Here is a 19778-nt window from a genome sequence, read left to right as displayed (position 1 = left end):
TTAAAAACTGTTCACCTTTTCAACTATACAACTATAAATTCTGTTCTGCAAAATTTATTGATATTTCTTCACTCTCAAGCACCGATATATTATTATTATCGTCCATCACAATAAGGTTTCCGGTATCGTTTATATCAATAGCTGTTGCGGTATAAATTTTATTGTCTTTTGTGTAAGTTATTTCTTTGTTTAATACCAAAGATAATGATTTATATTCTTCAATAATTTTTTTACTGTAAACATCTTTCGATAAATCAAAAAGATTATTTATTATTTCTGCGATGAGTTTATTCCTTGATAACTTATCGCACATAATCGAACCGGCTTTATCTTGTATATCTTTAGGAAAATCTTTTGTGCTTATATTTATACCTATACCGGAAACGATTGCTTTGCTTTTCATGTTGTTAAAATCGCAAATGTTTTCTACAAGTATCCCGCAAATTTTTTTATTGTTAAGATAAATATCGTTAATCCATTTTATTTGCGGATTAAGATTTGTAAGTTTTGTTATTGCTCTGCATACCGCTGTTGCCGAAATTAATGTTATTAAAGAAACATCTTTTACGGGTAACGATTTTTCTAATATTGCGGAAAAATATATTCCCGTATTTGCGGGGGAAAAAAATGTTCTTGCAAACCTGCCTCTGCCGCCGGTTTGAGTATTTGCTATTATTGTTGTTCCGTCGGTAAATTTGTTTGAATTTATTAAATCTTTTGCAAAATCATTTGTTGAAGATAATATATCAAAAATTCGTATATCAAAATTTTTGTATTGTTCCAAAAGATTTTGCTTTATTTCTTGTTCGGATAAATCGTTAAGATTTGTCATTACTATTTCTTTAATGCGGCTTCAAGTCTGTTAAGACCTTCAACAATGTTTTCCATGGAAGTGGCATAAGAAAATCTTATAAACCCTTTTGCCCCGAAAGCCGAACCCGGAACAACGGCGATTTTTGCTTCGTCAAGCAAATAGTCTGCAAGTTCAATATCCGTATTTATAAGTTTTCCGTTATATTTCTTTTCCAATAAAGCTGAAATGTTAGGAAAAACATAAAATGCACCTTCGGGTTTTAAACAAGTGATACCTTCTATATTGTTTAACCTGTCTACAATATAATTTCTTCTTTTTTCAAATTCAACTCTCATTGTTTCCAAACAAGATTTATCTCCGTTCAAAGCTTCCGTTGCCGCTTTTAACGATATGGATGATGGGCAAGATGTTGACTGACTTTGCATTTTTGTCATTGCCGAAATTATTTCTTTCGGACCTGCGGCATAACCTATTCTCCAACCGGTCATTGCAAATGCTTTTGAAACACCGTTTACGACAACGGTATGTTCTTTAACTTCTTTTGATACTTGTGCTATTGAAAAGAATTTAAAGTTATCGTATGTAAGTTTTTCGTATATTTCGTCCGAAATTATTAACAAATTATGTTTTATGCAAATATTTGCTATTTCTTCGAGCTCTCCTTTTGTGTATGTGTTTCCCGTAGGGTTAGAAGGAGAATTTAATATAAAAGCTTTAGTTTTTTTTGTTATAACTTTTTCAATTTCGGTAGGTTTAACTTTAAAATGGTTTTTGTCGCTTGTATTAATAAATACCGGAACTGCTCCCGCCAAAACCGCCATATCCGGATAAGATACCCAATAAGGAGACGGAATTATAACTTCGTCACCTTCATCAAATATTGTTTGAAATAAGTTGAACAATGAATGTTTGCCACCGCAGGAAGCCATAACTTCTTCCCTTGTATATTCAAGGTTGTTATCTTCTTTGAATTTTTTTATTATTGCATCTTTTAAATCGGGTGTTCCCGGAACCGGACAATATTTTGTAAATCCGCTGTTAATTGCTTTTATTGCGGCATCCTTTATATTTTGAGGAGTATCGAAATCAGGTTCACCTGTCCCGAAACTTATTATATCCACGCCTTTTGCTTTTAATGCTTTTGCTTTTGCATCGATAGCTAATGTAGGTGACGGCTTTATTGATTGAAGTCTTTTTGAAATGTACATGGTATTCCTCGCATACATATATAAATATTAAGGTGCTTTAAAAAAGTATCTTAATTTGCTAAAATAATAAGTCAAAAGTGTTAAGATTAAAAATATCTTGACATATTTATTTTATTTTTGTAAATTATACAGATTATAAAGATGTAAGTCAATGGGAGTAATTTAAAATGTACGCAATAGTAATGACAGGTGGAAAGCAGTATAAAGTAGAAAAAGGAATGAATGTTGTTATTGAAAAACTTGACGAAGCGGAAGTCGGTAAAGAAGTTGTTTTGGATCAAGTTTTAATGATAGCAGACGGTGACAAAGCAACAGTAGGTAAACCTACAGTTGAAGGTGCAAAAGTAACGGCAAAAGTTGTTGCACAAAAAAGATTGCCTAAGGTTCTTGTATTTAAGAAAAAAGCAAAAACAGGTTACACAAAAATGCAAGGTCACAGACAATATGTTACGGAAATAGAAGTAGTTGATATTAAGGCATAAGAGTTTTAGGAGAAGAAGAAAATGGCACATGTAAAAGGACAAGGTTCTACCAGTAACGGTAGAGATTCACAAGGTAAAAGATTAGGCGTAAAAATATATGGCGATCAATTTGCACAAGCAGGTGCAATAATTGTTAGACAAAGAGGAACAAAATATCATCCCGGAACAAATGTCGGTATGGGAAAAGATAACACTTTGTTTGCAAAAGTTGCCGGAACAGTAAAATTTATTAGAAGAGCAGGAGACAGATGTTTTGTTAATGTAGAACCTTCTGCAAACTAAGGATAAAATGTTTATAGATAAAGCAAAAATATTTATTACAGCCGGTCGCGGTGGCGACGGCTGTATTTCTTTTAGAAGAGAAAAATTTGTCCCGCTTGGCGGACCTGACGGCGGTAACGGCGGCAAAGGCGGAGATATTTATATCGAAACGGATATAAAAAAGTCTACACTGTTAGACCTTTCTTACAGACCAAAGTTTTTTGCCGAAAACGGCAGTCGCGGCGAAAGTTCGAACAAGTTCGGCAAATACGGGCAAGATTTGGTAATAAAAGTTCCGTTAGGAACACTTGTATATAAAAATAAAGAATTGTTTGCGGATTTAAAAGAAGAAGGTCAAAGAGTTTTAGTTGCTAAAGGCGGCAGGGGCGGTAGAGGAAACTCTTCTTTTAAAACTCAAAGGCATACCGTTCCCAGAATTGCCGAAAAAGGTGAACCGGGCGAAACCGCAGAAATTGAACTTGAACTCAGACTTATTGCGGATGTCGGGTTGGTAGGCTTTCCTAACGCGGGAAAATCTACATTTTTGTCCGTAGTAAGTTCTGCAAGACCAAAAATTGCGGATTATCCTTTCACAACTTTGGAACCTAATTTAGGTGTGGTTTCATTGCATGATAAACAGATAGTTATTGCCGATATTCCCGGAATAATCGAAGGTGCAAGTTCCGGTAAAGGGTTGGGGCTTGAATTTTTAAGACACATAAAAAGAACAAAAGTCCTTTTATACATGATAGATGTCAGCGGATTTGACGGCAGAGATCCTTATGAAGTGTACAAAATATTAAACAACGAACTAAAGAAATATTCAAAATATTTATCTAAAAAACATATGGTTATAGCATTAAACAAAATAGATGCCGGAGATTGTGAACAAACCATAAAGAAATTCAAAAAAAACATTAAAAATAAGAAGATTTTTGCTGTATCCAATATGACAAAAGAAGGTATAGATAAACTTTTGGAAACAATATCAAAGTTGGTGGAATTACCCGTAAAAGAAGAAGATATAAAATCCATTCCCGTAAAAAAATATATATACGAGCCGGACTTTAAAATAGATATAGATGAAGACGGAGTATATGTTATTTCCGGCAAAAAAATCGAAGTGTTGGCCGAAATGACAAAATTCAATGAAGAAGATGCTTTAAGAAGATTTCAAAATATATTGAAAAAAATGGGTGTGGAACTTGCATTGGAAGAAAAAGGGTGCAAGGTCGGTGACACCGTTCGTATCGGAACTTTTGAATTTGACTTTACAAAATAATTTTTTAATTAAGCTTCATTAGTACAAAAAAACAGAAATATTTTAGTTACAACTATTTCTGTTTTTTTTCTGTCCTTACACTTTGTTGGCGAATACTTTCTTTTGTTATTCCGCTCTTGATGCGGAATCTCGCTGTTGTCGTTAAACCATAAACCATAAACTGAAAATTGCCTTTAGCAATTTTTATATATATAATATATTATATATATAAAATTGTTGACAAAATATTAAAATAATCTATACTTTCTTTAGGTGTTATTATGCTAAACAAAATAGAAAACATCTTCACTTTTATTTTGTCTGAACCGGCAATAAAAATTATCGGATTGTTTGTATCTTTTTTGATAATTTTTAATTGTGTTTTTTCTCCTATGTTGACAAATATTACCACAAACGATATATCTGCATTTTCCGATGTTCAAAAAGATGTTTTTTCCGCAGTATTTTTTGTTTCCAATACAATAGAAAAAATAAACTTTTCGTTAACCGCTAAAATAATTGCGGGTGATACAAAAACATCCGGTTCCAAAAAAGAAGAAAATAAAAGTTTACCGTGCAAAAATAACGATTTTATTATTACAAGTTCACAAATACAAAACGAAGCAATGAAATTGCAGTATGGTAACGGCGGAGGTTTTGTTGACTGCAGAGATTTGTTATACGATTACGGAAAACCGGCGACACATCTTTGTACTTTTTATGATGAAATCTTTTATATTCCGGGTATTATATTATTGTTCTATGCCTCGATAAAAAAATTATATGATAATATTTTAAATTTAAATATAAATAGAATAAATCCTGCTTTTATGCATATATAAAAGCAGGATTTTTCTTTTGGAGAAAAATATGAAAAAACTTCTTAATAAGCTTCCGTTCAAAAAGTTTATTGCCGTTTTTACTTCAATAACTTTTATGTTTACCGGCGTATTCGGTAATTCCGCTTTTGCTTCCATCGGGACGAGTATGCCCGCAATAGATAACATAAAATTCGATAATCCCATAATACCTATGTCGTTAGGTAAAATAACATCGGCAAAATATTTTGACAGTGAAGATATTATTATCGATATACAAGATTTACATTGCCATGCGGAAACACAAAGAAAAATAGCTTCAATAATAGGATACATAGATAACGAATATAATATAAACAATGTCTATTTGGAAGGTGCATTTAAAACCGTGGATACATCATGGCTTTCGGCTTTCAATAATAATCAAAACGGTACGAAGGTTTTGGAAGGACTGATAGATTCGGGCAAACTCAGCGGAACGGAATATTATTCCATTATTAACAATAAGAAAAATTTTGTGCTTGGTATAGAAAAAGAAGAACTGTATAAAGAAAATATTAAATTGTTAGGCTCGATATTATCTTTGCAACCGGAAATAGAGGCGATTTGTTCTCAACTTGAAAAAGAAATAGGCAAAGTAAAAAGAGATTATTCCGGAAGACAGACAAGAAAATTACAAAGACTTATAAAATCTTTTAAAGAAAAAGAAATAGATGCTAAACATTTTTATTCTCAATTGAAGATATTGGCGGATTCCGTAAATATATCCGTTAATAAATATCCTAATGTTAAAATATACATTTCTCTTTTAGATAAAGCGCAATATGTAAACGATAAAAAAGTTATTTATGAATTTACAAAATTTGTTTCCGAACTGAAAAATGTGTCGACATACCAGCAATATTCGGACTTGTTAAAAAGAAGTAACAATTTTAGCAATTTCGATGATATTTCTTCGGACTTGATAAACTTTAATAAAAAATACGGTATAACAAAAAAATTAAATTTGGTAGCCTTTGAAAACTTTTTAACATATTTGGAATTCAATCAAAATATAAACCCCATAAAATTGGTTCAGGAAGAAGAATCTTTTATAAACGAATTATATGTTAAATTGGGAAGAACAAAATATGAAAAAGAAGTGGCATTTTTGGCAGATTTTATACCTACGATAAAACAATATTTCACGGCCGATATTTCCGCGGACGAATACTATAAATTCGATAATAATTACGAAATGTTTAAAACAATATGGCCGTCGTATTTTTCCGAAAGTATACTGAAAAATTTGGATCAATATCAAAAATTGTTGGCTAAATATCATAGAAACAATATTACAAGAGATCAAATTTTTGCCGATTGTTTGATATCTCAAAAAAACATAAGCAATAAAACATCCGTTAACGATACAACCGCAGCGGTTAAACAGATAAAGTCTAATCTCGGTAAGAAAAAAATAAAAGTAGTTGTTACCGGCGGTTTCCACACAAGAGGCTTGGAGAGAATTTTCGAACAACAGAGAATTTCATATATAATTATTACTCCGAAAATAACTCAGCCGGTAGAACAAGCAAAACAGATTTATATCGACAATGTAATGTATTATTCAAATATATTGAAAAATACAATAAACTTGGAACCTTTAACACAGGAACCTTTAAATGTAAGTTTTCCGAAAATATTAAATCTTATTTTTTCCGAAGTTCAAAAAAATACAATATTTAAAGAATATTCAAAAGATCAAATAAATCAGGGTATAAAAGAATTTGTTCAAGAATATATAATATCCAAACAGTCAGGTTTTTACGGTAATGTTGAAATTTTAAAATGGGATATAACATCAATCGATTCCGAAGGCAGAGCCGAGTTTTATGTCGAATATAAAGATAATACGAATAAGGGAACGATAAGTAATATAAAATATCGTTTTACGGATAATCAAATTATACCGTATTCTTCCATAGACTCTGCAAGAACAAAACAAATGCTGGAAAGAGTAACATCAAACAAATATGCTCTGCCGTCAATAGAATTGGAACCGTCAAATTCCGCAAGGAAGAAAATTGCAAAACATGTTCTTGAACCTTTAAAAAAAGTTGCCGGAACCGCCGTAACATTAATGCCGTTCGGACAGCTGCATATGACAATCGGATATGATTCTTCTCCAACACAACAACAAATAGATTCTTTGGTGCAACAAGAAGATACCGACGGTGATATTTTTTCCGCCGTTGATTTACTCGGAGAAGATTTCGTTAACTTCAAAACATCTATGGCGGGAACTTTAAAATTAATGCCGGACGGTGTAATAATATACGAAATTACCGATAAAGATTTAATTGAAAATATGTTGAGATTTAGAACAACATTGAAAGGTATAGATTCAAAATTCGGTACTCCGAGTATCGTTCATATGTCCATAGGAAGAATAACGGATATGAAACTTTTGGACGGTTCCGAACAATCAAAACAAGAATTGGCGCAATTATTGGAAAAAATAAATGAAACAATATATGAAATAAATAAAAAGAATGCTTTGGCAAAAGTAAAAACAACATTTACTTTAAAAGCCGGTTATGTGTCTTCTACCGGTGATAAAGATTTTGTTTTTAAAAGATTGTTGCCCAAGAGAGAAAGTTTAACGATATTAAAAAACATTTTTGCAAACTCCAAAACGAAATTGGATACCGTTTATGAAATTATTGTTGCTCCGATTATAGAAGAAACTGTTTTCAGATTTGTTCCTTTTTTTGTAACGGGTTTAATTGTTGCAAATCCCGCATCGATAGTTCCTGTAATAGTTACCGGTATTGTGGGAATATTGGGCTTTTCTTTTGCTCATCCTATGACGGATAAGATAAATAATTATTTTTATACAAAGATTGAAAACGGTGATATAAAAAACAGTTTCCTTTCCGAACTTTTTGATACGAAAGCCGTGGTAAGAGATATAAGAAATTTTCTTGTTCCGTCAATAATTTTAACTTCAATTTATATTGTTGCCTCGTTTATAGCACCGCAATCGGCGTTTGTCGCTCTTGCGGTAACCACGGTTCTTCATTCCGTATATAACTTTATAATCAATGTTTTAAATGTTTCTAAAAACAATAAAAACGAAAGATTATTAACCGTAATACAATCTCAAAAAGGAAATAATTTAAAAACGGAATTAAGCCAAATAACCGAAGTCTTATCTAATCTTACGAAAAGCAAAAGTATTTCTTCCGCTCCGGAATTAAATAAATTTCTTTCGGATTTTAAAAATATTCGGGAAAATTATGATACCGTAGAAAAAGAAGTTCTTTCGGAAAAAATAATTGAATTGTTTGACTTTGTTGTCGAAAAACAAAAAAAGCAAGAATATTTTGACGTAAACTATCTGCTTGTTCCGTTACTTAATATATCTTCCAAAATAAGAGATAACGACGGTAATCTTCTTTTTAATACAATTTCGGATTTTGTATTAAATCAGGCAAGTGATAAGAAAAATGTATCGACAAGATATCATGATATACTTGTTGAATCCGCAAAATATTTTTATAAAAACGGAGAATTTATATTCGTTCATAAAATAATAGACTCTTTGTATAAAAATAAAAAAGACGTTAAATCCGTTGTCGATTACGGAAGGTTTGCTTTGCCGCTTCCTTCACCTTTTTCTTTTGATACGGTTGAACAATGGGAAATGGAAATAACTCAAATAATGTCACAAGATAAAGATATATTTCCTAATTGGTATGAATCCATGCTTGGAATATTTATGCCTTCTTTAGAAAATATCGACGAGTATGCCAAGGCTTTTTTAAGAGCTTTATATAAGAGCGGTAAACAAACTGTTCCGCCTTATATCAGAGATGCGAATAAGTATGAATTGGCTAAAACTTTTTATGAAACTTGCGGCGACGGAGGAGGAATATTTGTAATAGAACAAAGCGAACCTTTGTTGAACGAACAGGAAGTTAAATATTTTACGGATAAATTCGGAACTTTGGAAATAAGTAATTTATATTTGAGTGATATTATATCAAGACTTCGATTTTTAAGATATTCCAATCCTTCAATCGAAAATTTAAAAAGTGAACAATATTCTCAAATTATTGATAATTTGACCGCTGCTTTATCTTTGCCGAAACAGGCACAATTGCAGGTTGTTCAAGAACAAATAAATAATTTATATACATATCTGTTTGAAAACAAAAAAACAGACGCTGCCGTTTTTGAACTTTTAGCCCCCGTATTGGGTTTAACGGTTAAAGACGGGACGACAACATTTTTGGAAGAACTTTGTAATAATCTTATTGAACGGGGAACTGAAAGTTCAACCGTAGATTTCGGATTTCGGGAAATGGCATATATATATTCGTTTGACAAAGAAAAAGCTTTAATGTTAATCGGGAAAAAGTTTGAAACCACGGCACATTCGCATAATCCTTTATATGTTCAATTATATGGAAGAAATTGGGAAACTTTCTCTCCGAAAACAATTGAAGAAGCAAGACAAGCCGTTCCTAAAGAATTGCAAAAAGTAATATTCGAATATAACGATTTGGAATTGTTTTATAATGCTATAGGTATTTCTTTTGATATTATTGATGAACCGTCCGAACTTTTTGACAGAGATATGTATGTACCGGAATATCAACCTTTATTTTCTTTTGTTCCGAATTTTGTTTTAAAATTTAAAAATATAACAAAGTATTTCAGAACTTTAAAATCCGATAAAATAAAGAATTTAGATATCGGTAAAGAAAAAGAAGCTGCTTTTGACAGAGTATTGAAAAACGGAAATTTGGCTTTGGCAAGTATAAGTAATTCCGCTGATGATTTAAAAATAACGGTTAATATTGTAGAAGAAATGTTAAAAGATTTGAAATTAATATCCTCGGATACGAAGGCCATACAGAGTTTTGAAGATACTTTGGATTATATTAAAGAAAAAATAAAAGAAGGCAATATTAAAGATGTTTTGATAACCGAAACAGCTTGGTGGGTTAAAGACAAGGGAATATATACTCTTATATCCGATATAAACGAAAAAGCTATTTCCGAAACAAAAAATATTTCCGATAAATTCGAAGCCTTTGAAAAAGTTTTGGAAAACAACGAATTGGCACTGTCATCATTAACAAGAATGAATGAAGATTCCACTAATGACACAATTTATTTTATAGAAGAAATGTTGGATGCTTTTGAAATAATATCTCCGCAACTTGCACAGAAAGCTAAACTTTCTCTTTTAAGAATAAAGAGAGATATTAAAGAAGGCAATGTAAAACTTAAAACATTATCAAGGTTAAATCCTTGGACGGAAGACACGCTTGATAAAATAAAAGAATTACATACTCTTATTAATGCTGTTCATCAAACATCAACTTCAAAGTTAATGTCAATGGTAGGGGTTTCATCAAATATCGGCGGCAGAAAAGTTGTTCTCAGACAAGACGGCAGCGACAAAATAACTTTTTACGACTGTTCCGAAGGTTCTTTAAAAGATGAAATGAAAGAGTTTCTTGTAACTTTATCGGAACTTAATACAAGTCCGGAAGGACAGTGGGTAATAAAAGATAATAAATTATTGTATTCCAAACAATTGGGTTTTCACGGTGTTAATATTTTAGTTGATATGGAAGATGGTATAAGAGTTACTTTCAATGAGTCCGGCAGAGGAGACGGTAATGCGTTGAGAACCGTATTACTTGCGACATTATTTGCTCAGGCGGGTTTTGATATAACTTATGTGGATACTTTGGTTACCGAAAGCAGTAATATAGGCGGACCATGCAAATTTACGGCGGTATACAATTTGCAAAACGATTCTTCCGCTCCGGAAAAATATGCATTTTTGTTTTCGCAGGCCTTGGAAATTCTTTCAAATACAAAAGATGTGGATTATGCATTGGAAGATGACAACGAAAATGAAAATCCGCATTATCACGGGGCTTACTATATTCCGAAGTTGACAATTGAAGATTACAGAAAAATGAAAAATTCTTTTAATATGCCGGAAGAATTTAAGAAAGGTAAAACCGGCGGATTGGTAAGCTATTGGACGGCAAGAGTTGAAAAAGTTAAACAATTAAGAAGTCTTTTCGAAAAGAGCAAACAAGAAGAAAAAACCGTATTCTCGTCACTTTACGATTATTTAAAAATGGATACCGATAAAGCTTCTCCGTGGGAAATTGTCAGCGAATATATTAAAGGCAAATTAATAATCGGTGAAGACGGTGTCTTGGAACGAAACGAAAATTATGACGGAATATCCGTATTGTTAAATGCGATAGAAAAAAATACGGATGATAGTTTAAGGCAGGCACAGGTAATAAATCTTTTGGATTCTTCGGAAATTAACTTTGAAACAGAAGGTTATATCGGCGGTATGGTTGCATTAAGCGGTGTATTAAGACTTGACGGTAAAGGTTGGTTATCCGTAAAAACAGCCGTAGATAAAGAAAGAAAAAGATCTAAATTCGCTTATGTTGAGTTTGTTGATTTTGAAGGTAACAGAAAAAATTTAACTTACAAAGAGTTAATAGGTATATTAAAAGATTTCGGTTATGCGGTAAAAGAACAAAAACCGAGAAGCGCTTCGGAAAAGAAAGAATCGTTAATAGTTTTAAAAGAAAGAATATTGTATCCGAAAGACGGAATATATACGAGAGGTATGAGTGTTTCCGGACAGTTTGACGGATATGTTCCGACAAGAATTACTTATAATAAAAAAGATGTTGACGAAAACAGTATGTGGGTGGTATCTTTTACCTCACCCGAAGATGTGGGGACAATAATAAAAGCAAAAGCTATTATGACTACAACGGGCGGAATGTTGAGCCATGCAAACATTACCGCAAGAGAAAACGGTAAAATTGCAATATTATCAAACGGGCAATGGGTAGACGGCAAATTGGAAATTCCGTATTATTCCATAGAATCCGATATCGAACAAAAAGGCGGTTACGAAATACAAAAAATATCGGAACATAAATTAGTATTGGAAGAAGGTTCCGTAGTTTTGGCTAACGGAATAAACGGAAGAGTTTTGGTTTATAACGATATTTCCAAAGAAACGATTGCCGAAATACAAAAAGCTATAGATGAAAATGATGTTGATTTTATAATGAAATATATACAAGACCATTATCAGGACACAAATATAAATCAGGTTGTCGAATATATATTTCTGCAGGTGATTACCGATAAAGAAAAATTAAAAATAGCACAATTCTTATTGGCTTGGGATAAAGATACGGAAATAGGTGTAAAAATTTCCGAATTGGTAAAAGTGTATACCGGTGAAAAAATAAAGGCATTAAAGATATACATCGAAAACGAGAAAAAAATAAAAGATGCGAATATAAGACTTGCGGTAATAAAGTTTATAGAACAAGAGTTGGATGTATTGAAATATTCTTTAACGAATGATACCGTTGTAGATGAAATGCAACAGTTAACCGGTATTGTTAACAGAGACAGAGCTTTGGCTCTTTCGCAAAGAACGGAAGAAGTTAAAGATATAATTAAGCAAGTAAAAGAAATATTGGCTAAAACGGATATATCCGAACAAGATAAAGATTATTTAACAAAAACAAGTGAAACTGCAACTGTATGGAATTTTTATGGAAGTTCCGAATTAAAAGATTTACTTTCAAAAGCAAATGAGAAGCTCTCTTATGAGCAGCCCGTAAGTTATGATACCGAAATAAGAGGGTTCGAAGATATAACGGCACAGGATTCTTTAAGATACGGGACAAAAACTACCGAGCTGGCCAAGATGTCGAAACTTTTTGGCAAAAAACATGCGGAAAAGGCAACCGTTCCCTACGGAATAGGCATAAGTAAAGATGTTTTAAAAATATTTTTCGAACAAAGCGGATTATCCGAACAGTATTTACAACTTATATCGGATTTTGAACAGGCAATAAAAATACAAAATAAATCCAAAGCCGTTGAAATCGGTAAACAGATATCAAAACTTATTGATTCCGTTGAAGATGAGCAATTGAAAAATTATTTGGAAACTAAATTGAAAGTCGGAAAAATGTATGCCGTTCGTTCTTCCGGAGTGGGTGAGGACGGCGGAACTCACGCTTTTGCGGGAATGGCTGAAACAAAGTTAAATGTATCTAACGATGAAGTATATAAGAATGTGAAAGAATGTTGGAAATCGTTCTTTTCATATACATGTATAGAAGATATGGTAAAAGAAGGAATTGTAGTTCAACCCGCATTGTTGGTTCAGGAAATGGTTGCGGATGTGAAAAAAGCAGGTGTGATGTTCACAAGAGATAACAGCGGAAACTTAACAATAGAATCCGTTTTGGGGTTGGGTGACGGTTTGGTATCAGGAAGAATAACGCCGGACCATATAACGGTAAGAGCTTCCGACGGAAGAATAGACTACAGAAGAGCTTTAAGCAATATGATAAAAATTGTTGAAAGACAACAGGGCGGAACGGCGGTATCGAAACTTTCGAGAGAAGAAAAAATAGAAAGAATATTGGATGAAGAAACAATAAACTCGTTAAAAGAAATAGCTTATATCTTGGAAGAAGATGCCGGATACCCCGTAGATATTGAATTTGCGATAGATGAAACGGGCAAAGTTTTTGTGTTGCAAAGAAGAGCGATAACGACGTTGCCTTCTTTTGAAGAACTCGATTATTCCGAACAACAAACCGAACAAGATAATGAGTTTATAATAGATCAATCCGCAATCGACAGTGTAATACAGGCTCTTTCCGGGTTGCTGTTTTACGGTGAAATGGAAACCGTAATGGAAAAATTGTCGAATTTGCCTGATGACGCAGCTGCAAAATATAATGTTGTTGTCGAACAGGTATATGAACTTGTTAAATTCTTAAAGAAAAACCACAAACAAAATTATAATATTCAATTATCGTTTGAAGACAACTACGGACAATATTATAAAGAAGATACCATTTCCGGTAAACTTAGAAAATTTTGTTTGGAAAACAATCTTGTTAAGGAATACGATTCGAATGTTCACTTAAGTAAAGTTTTAATATACATATTGGTTCCTTTCCTTACAATGACGGATGTTAATAATTCGGGGATAATGTTATTTTATTCCATAATAGATTCTTTGTTTACGGACGGAGAAAAAGACAGAGACGAGTTTTCTGTATTGTCCGAAATGGGTATGTTAATGTCTTATGCGTATTCGTTAAATCCTAACTTTGTTCAGTATATTGTAGATAAACTTATGAGTAAAGGACTTATATCCGCGGATGAAGAAATACCTTATGCAATTAAAAACGAACTAAAAGGATACAACGAATTAAAACAATACTATTTTGCTATTTTTTCAAAAGAACAAATTAACGAAAATTTATCGAAAAATTTAACCGAAAACGGAAGAAAGTTAAGCGGTATCATTTCTTCTATGCCGAAAGGAGACATTGCAAAAACTTTAACCGATATTCTGTTCAATATTGATGAAATTTCCGGAAAAATTAACGATAAAAATATTATTTTATTGGAATTTCAACTTGATCTTTTATTTAATGAAGCTTTGAAATTAAAAGATTCCGACAAAGATACTTTCTTGGAAATAACGGGCGTTATATTATCCGTTTGCGAACAAATGATTAAAGAAAACAAAGATATAAATTCAAGAAAGTTCAATTTAGACAAATTGGAAACTTTTTTGATTGACGAATATGATTCCGGTTCGGACAGATTTAACGATATTATGGCTCAACTGATTTCAATTGTTCAACCTGCAGATAATGACAACACCGGCGGCGATTCTTTCAATAAACAATTGTGCATAATGCTTACAAAGGTTGCTTTACATATATATGAACCGATAGCTTCAAACCAAATAGAAGTTGAAACTTCTCAAGATTATCAAAAAATAAAAAATCAATGTTTGGATATTTTTGGGAAATTAGCTTTAAAAAGAGTTCATGATATAGGTGTATACGATTGTTTATTTAATATAAAAAATGATACATACAACAGAAGCAAAAAAGTCGGCATAGGTTTTACTCCGGAAACTTTGAAAATTTTCATAGAAGCAGCGAAACGGAGCGGATTGGTTAATAATATATTCTTACCTGACGAACAATTTATATCCGAAGATATTGATACGTTATCCGATATGATAGTTGCTTCGATAGAAAACATAAATCCAGTTATGATGATTGCACATGCTTTTTCGGAAGAAACCAGCGAGACGGTTAAGAAATGGGGTTCAAAAAACAAAACAGAAAATGAAAAAGAAAAACAACTTTCGTATAACATTATGAGACAATTAGTTTCGTTGGCAAACGATGAAAATGTCGATTTAATTAAAAGGAGAAGAGCGGTAGTAGTTCTTTTAAACATTATAGCCAAAGGTATATACAGCGATGTAATAAAAGATGTCCCGATAGATTTTGAAAATGTAAGAATGTTGGCTAACCGTTTTGATCTTCCCGAAATGAAGATGCCGATATATTTGCATATGGGCAATGTCGGTATAAAAAATATAAATCTTTATTATGAGTACGATTTTACGCCGTTAATAAAACTGTTGCCGCAGGATTTGTTTGAAAGGGCACAATTATCTTCCGAAGGGTTTGGTGTTTGGGATAACAGAACCGATAACAGATCTCTGTTAACTTACAGAAAACCCGTAATGACAAGCATAGACGGTGAAACCGACGGCGAAAATTTTGAAGTTTTACAAGTATTATTCCGTTTTGAAGTTTTACAAAAAATATTGCAATATAACACTTCCGTTCTTTCTTTAATGGATAAAATAACGGATTCGAAAAATTATGAAAAAAACATGGCGGAGCTTTTAAATGAGTTGCAAGCCATGATAGATGAATTGAAAAAAATTAATATTGAACACGGAACAGCCGCACAGATTGCTTTGGATAATATCAAAAAATCTTTAAAAGATCCTTCAATAGACAGAAAAACAAAAGTGAGAAGAAATTTGTTGTTGTCCGAATGGAACGAAGATACAATAAAAGATATAAAAGAAATTCATACATTGATAAATGCTATTCACCAAACATCGATAATTGACTTTAAACAGGAAGTGGGCGATGTTAGAACTATGACTGTAGACGGGAAAAATATGATACAAACCATAACCGCAAGTCAACAATCTACTGTAAGCGGTTACAATTTATCGGAAAACATAAATTCGAATATCGTAAAATTTTTATCAAAATTGGCTACAAGAAAATTGCCTAATGATAAAATAGATGATTTCGTTTGTAAAGATGATCTTGTTGTGTGGACAACAAGATTAAATGCTCACAGTGTGGATATTTTCTTTAACTTCGGTGATGTTGACAGAGGAATCAATATATATTACAGAGAAAGACCGATGCCGGGTGAAGATATAGGTAAAAAAGAAAGAATAAGATATTTTAAAGAGATTCTTGAATATTTGGGATTTCATGTTGAAACGGATATTCAGTATTCCGATGGTAACGAGTCGTATGGCTTAAAAGCCGCAATTAACAAGGATTACGGATTAAGCGATTCTACGGACTTAATTGACATCGCAACACATGTTGTTGAAATATTCAAGTTTTCTACAAATGTTGATTACGATTTAAAGAATTGTCACAGAACCATAGAGGCTCAATATAAACATATTTTCGAAAGCTGGTTGACAAAAGCAAAAAGAAGAGAGTTATGGTATGGCGTTGATATAAATAATTGGGGTTGGAGAGCATACGGATATGGCCCGAGAGGGCAGAATTTGGCTAAATTGCCGGAAAAAAGAGAATTAAATCCCGAAGCTTTAAATACTATTTTATCTTATTTAGGGTGTGATTTATTGCCTGCCGATACGGAAAAACCTCTTGCGAGAATGTTGGAAGATCCGAACTTTGTTAATAAATATTTTAACGAACCTATAGAAAGAGCTTTTGTCGAAGGCAGACTGATTTTGAACGAAGAAGGTGTTTTGGTAAGAAACGAAGGTTACGATATTGTTCATTCAATGATAGATGAGATAAATACGAACTTTACCGAGACATCGCAGCAGGCAAGAATCGTTAATTTGGTAAATAATTATGAGTACGATACAAGAATTTTGGCCGATATCGGCAGTTTTGTTGTTGTAAGTTCCGTTATGGAATTAAAAACGGGGGATAAATTATTTATAAGAGCAATAATGGATCCCAATACAAGAAGAACAAAATATGCAATAGCCGAACTTGTAACTACGAAAACAAGACAAAAACTTACAAGCGAACAGTTAATAGAAATATTGGGTAAGGAAGGTTACAAAATTTCAAAACAGGAATGGGTAGATTCGAGAGAAAGACGAAGAACCATAAATTTATTATCGAGAGATATTCAAACGATTGAAAGCCCGAAAATTCAAAGCACTCCGACATCCGACGGAGCAGGTGTAAGTGTTGTAGGTAATATTACTTTTAATAAAGATAATGTTGACGAAAACAGCATACTTGTTGTTCCTTATACCACTCCGAACGACATAAAAAATATAGAAACGGCAAAGGGTATAATAACTACCGGAGGCGGAGTGTTAAGCCATGCGGCCATTACAACAAGAGAATTGAAGAAACCGTCCGTTGTGTTGGGAGAGGCAATTTGGGTGGATGATGAAATAGAAACTATTTACTATTTACCTTCCGGAGATGTTGAACTTATTGATGAACAGTTCAAAGTACAGAAGGTGAAAACAACAAGAAAAATGTTAAAAGAAGGAACAAGAGTTTTAATGAACGGAGAAACGGGAACGGTTTTACTTTTTGACGATATGGATATATCTTTATTGGATGAATTGCAAAGTTACATTGATTCCGACAATGCACAATCTGTTATAGATTTTATGTTGCAACATTCAAACGACGAAAATATAAACAGATTTGTGGAGTATGTATATTTTCAGGTAATAGGTAATATTAAAACTTTGCAAGTTTTGGATTCGTTGTTTTCCGATGATATGCCCGAAACTGTAAAAAATAAAATAAACAAATTAAACGACGGTTATATACAAGATAAAGTTCAAAGTATTTCCGAAGCTATAGAAAATCTTAAAACTATCGAAAATGTGAATATAGCATATAATATATTGCAGGAATTGATAAAAAAATTGAACTTCATAAAAACCGTTGGAGTAAGACAGGAAATAGAAGATTTAAGAAAACAAGTCGAACAAATGGAAGTTGATATTAAAGCAAGATTAAATAAATATATGCAACAATTCGTTAACGATTTGGTTGATTTATTGGCTAAAGATAATCTCAGCGGTGTCGATGTTCAAAAAATTCTTACAATGTTAAAAAATATTGAAATATATAATTTCTTTGTAGATGAAACCGAAACATCAAAAGATTTGCTTTCTATACGAGATACCATTCGGGTTTTGGTTCCTATGATTAAAGATAAGTTAAATAATTACGCCTTTGAAAGCGAAATAATAGATTTAAACAAAGAAATAAGTTTGTTTGAAGAAAATGCCGGAAACGAAAAATTGTTCGGTTCAAAAACTTCTCAGCTTGCAAAAATGTTTAATTTGTTGAAGAACGAAGAAGGTGTTACTGTTCCGGGCGGTATAGGTATAAGTGTAAATGTAATGCCTCTTTTGTTTAAAGATTTGGGACAGGAAAATCTTTTAAAAGATTTTGAAACGGCCATAAAACAAGGTAATAAAGAAGAAGCAATGAGACTTGCAAAGATTATTTGTGATTTAATAGATTCCGAAGAAACGAAAGGTTCGGATATGGAAAAAGAAGTAAAAAAACAATTAGATAAATTTATAACACCGGAAGGAAAATATTCCGTAAGATCTTCGGGTGTCGGTGAAGATGCGGCAAACAATGCTTTTGCCGGTATGGGAGAAACATCTTTAAATGTTCAATATGAAAATATATATGAAAGTATAAAAGATTGTTGGAAATCGTTCTTTGCCGAAAGATGTGTTGATTATATGATATCCAGCGGGCAAGTTGTAAGACCGGCTGTTTTGGTTGAAGAAATGATTGATTCCGAAATTTCGGGGGTTGCTTTTACAAGAGATAAATACGGTAACGGAAGAATTAATGCTTTGTTCGGACAAGGAGAAGGTTTGGTATCGGGAATGTTTACTCCGGACAGTGTTTTGTTTGATATGACCAGCGGAGAAGTAATAGAATACTCCGTTGCCAATAAACAGTTCCAATTGCTTACGGATGTTAACGGCGGAATAAAGAAAGTTCCAGTAGGACAGAAAGCAAAAACAAGAGCGCTAAACACAAAAATGGTAAAGAAATTGGCAGAAGTATTTTCTATTTTGGAAAATTCGGTAGGTTATCCTATAGATGTAGAGTTTGCCGTAAAGGGCGAAGAAATTTATATACTTCAAATGAGACCGATAACAACTTTAGATGCTAAAGAAAAAACGGTTGATGCAAGTGCCGATGTTGTTGATATGCAGGAAATTCCGTTTATGCAAACACAGCACGAAATATCTTTGGAAGTCGGAAAAATAAAAAACAAACAAGATGTTTTTTGTTATATCGCAAATCCTTTTGAACCGACTCAGGCTGTGCCTGTATATAAAAAATCATCGAATAAACAAGTTACGGAATTTATTATTGATTCTAAATATGCGTCTGTTTTAAAGAACGGACTTCTCGGCAGAATTTTAATGTATAGAATAAATATGGATCCGGTATTGTTGGCTAAATTAAATGACGGTGTATTTAACTTTAAGTCCGGTGAGATAGGATTGTTACCGATATTGGATGAAGATATACTTGAAAAAGCTTTGTCCGACAGCACCTTCACGGACGGAATGAACAATATAAGAAACATATTGGCAAGTGCTTAGTACAAACAATTTACAATTTGCAATTTATAATTTATAATTAAAAATCGCCGTAGGCAATTTTGAGGCATAGAAGAATAGAGGCATAGAGGCATAGAAAAAATAACTGTTTTGTCATTCCGCACTTG

7 protein-coding genes are annotated in these 19778 nt (G+C 32.6%); 5 read left to right on the top strand and 2 right to left on the bottom strand.

The annotated features are described in order from the left end of the window. Positions 1–31 precede the first annotated feature (31 nt). On the bottom strand, positions 32–832 hold the full coding sequence (locus tag B2Y85_RS04555; RefSeq protein WP_372519288.1) for a biotin--[acetyl-CoA-carboxylase] ligase: 801 nt from the start codon (positions 830–832) through the stop codon (positions 32–34). Positions 833–834: 2 nt separating this feature from the next. Then, positions 835–2022, bottom strand: a complete 1188-nt coding sequence (locus tag B2Y85_RS04550) for a pyridoxal phosphate-dependent aminotransferase (protein WP_372519287.1) — start codon at positions 2020–2022, stop codon at positions 835–837. Between the two features lie 167 nt (positions 2023–2189). Here B2Y85_RS04550 and rplU point away from each other — a divergent pair, with 167 nt between their 5' ends. The 5 genes from rplU to B2Y85_RS04525 all read left to right on the top strand — a co-directional run bounded on the left by rplU (position 2190) and on the right by B2Y85_RS04525 (position 19653). Next, the gene (gene rplU, locus B2Y85_RS04545) at positions 2190–2504 is read left to right on the top strand and encodes a 50S ribosomal protein L21 (protein WP_372519286.1); all 315 of its coding nucleotides are present in this window, start codon (positions 2190–2192) and stop codon (positions 2502–2504) included. A 21-nt stretch (positions 2505–2525) separates the two neighbouring features. After that, positions 2526–2786 (top strand): 50S ribosomal protein L27, encoded by a 261-nt coding sequence (gene rpmA / locus B2Y85_RS04540; RefSeq protein WP_372519285.1) that lies wholly within the window; start codon positions 2526–2528, stop codon positions 2784–2786. A gap of 7 nt (positions 2787–2793) precedes the next feature. Further along, complete coding sequence (obgE, locus tag B2Y85_RS04535; protein WP_372519284.1) at positions 2794–4047, top strand: GTPase ObgE; 1254 nt, start codon at positions 2794–2796, stop codon at positions 4045–4047. Positions 4048–4307: 260 nt separating this feature from the next. Then, positions 4308–4868: a hypothetical protein gene (locus B2Y85_RS04530; protein ID WP_372519283.1), complete on the top strand. Its 561-nt coding sequence runs from the start codon at positions 4308–4310 to the stop codon at positions 4866–4868. 28 nt (positions 4869–4896) lie between these two features. Next, positions 4897–19653, top strand: a complete 14757-nt coding sequence (locus B2Y85_RS04525) for a PEP/pyruvate-binding domain-containing protein (RefSeq protein WP_372519282.1) — start codon at positions 4897–4899, stop codon at positions 19651–19653. The last annotated feature ends 125 nt before the right edge of the window (positions 19654–19778 follow it).

Source organism: Candidatus Ruminimicrobiellum ovillum (assembly GCF_002392975.1).
GTDB lineage: Bacteria > Elusimicrobiota > Endomicrobiia > Endomicrobiales > Endomicrobiaceae > Ruminimicrobiellum > Ruminimicrobiellum ovillum.
The sequence above is the reverse complement of the archived record's forward strand: the minus strand, read 5'-3'. Positions and strand labels throughout refer to the sequence as shown.

What these genes read in the sequence shown, in the direction of transcription:
- B2Y85_RS04530 (WP_372519283.1), top strand. Translation starts at nt 4,308, where the DNA reads ATGCTAAACAAAATAGAAAACATCTTCACTTTTATTTTGTCTGAACCG.
- rpmA (WP_372519285.1), top strand. Translation starts at nt 2,526, where the DNA reads ATGGCACATGTAAAAGGACAAGGTTCTACCAGTAACGGTAGAGATTCA.
- B2Y85_RS04555 (WP_372519288.1), bottom strand. Translation starts at nt 832, where the DNA reads ATGACAAATCTTAACGATTTATCCGAACAAGAAATAAAGCAAAATCTT.
- B2Y85_RS04550 (WP_372519287.1), bottom strand. Translation starts at nt 2,022, where the DNA reads ATGTACATTTCAAAAAGACTTCAATCAATAAAGCCGTCACCTACATTA.
- rplU (WP_372519286.1), top strand. Translation starts at nt 2,190, where the DNA reads ATGTACGCAATAGTAATGACAGGTGGAAAGCAGTATAAAGTAGAAAAA.
- B2Y85_RS04525 (WP_372519282.1), top strand. Translation starts at nt 4,897, where the DNA reads ATGAAAAAACTTCTTAATAAGCTTCCGTTCAAAAAGTTTATTGCCGTT.
- obgE (WP_372519284.1), top strand. Translation starts at nt 2,794, where the DNA reads ATGTTTATAGATAAAGCAAAAATATTTATTACAGCCGGTCGCGGTGGC.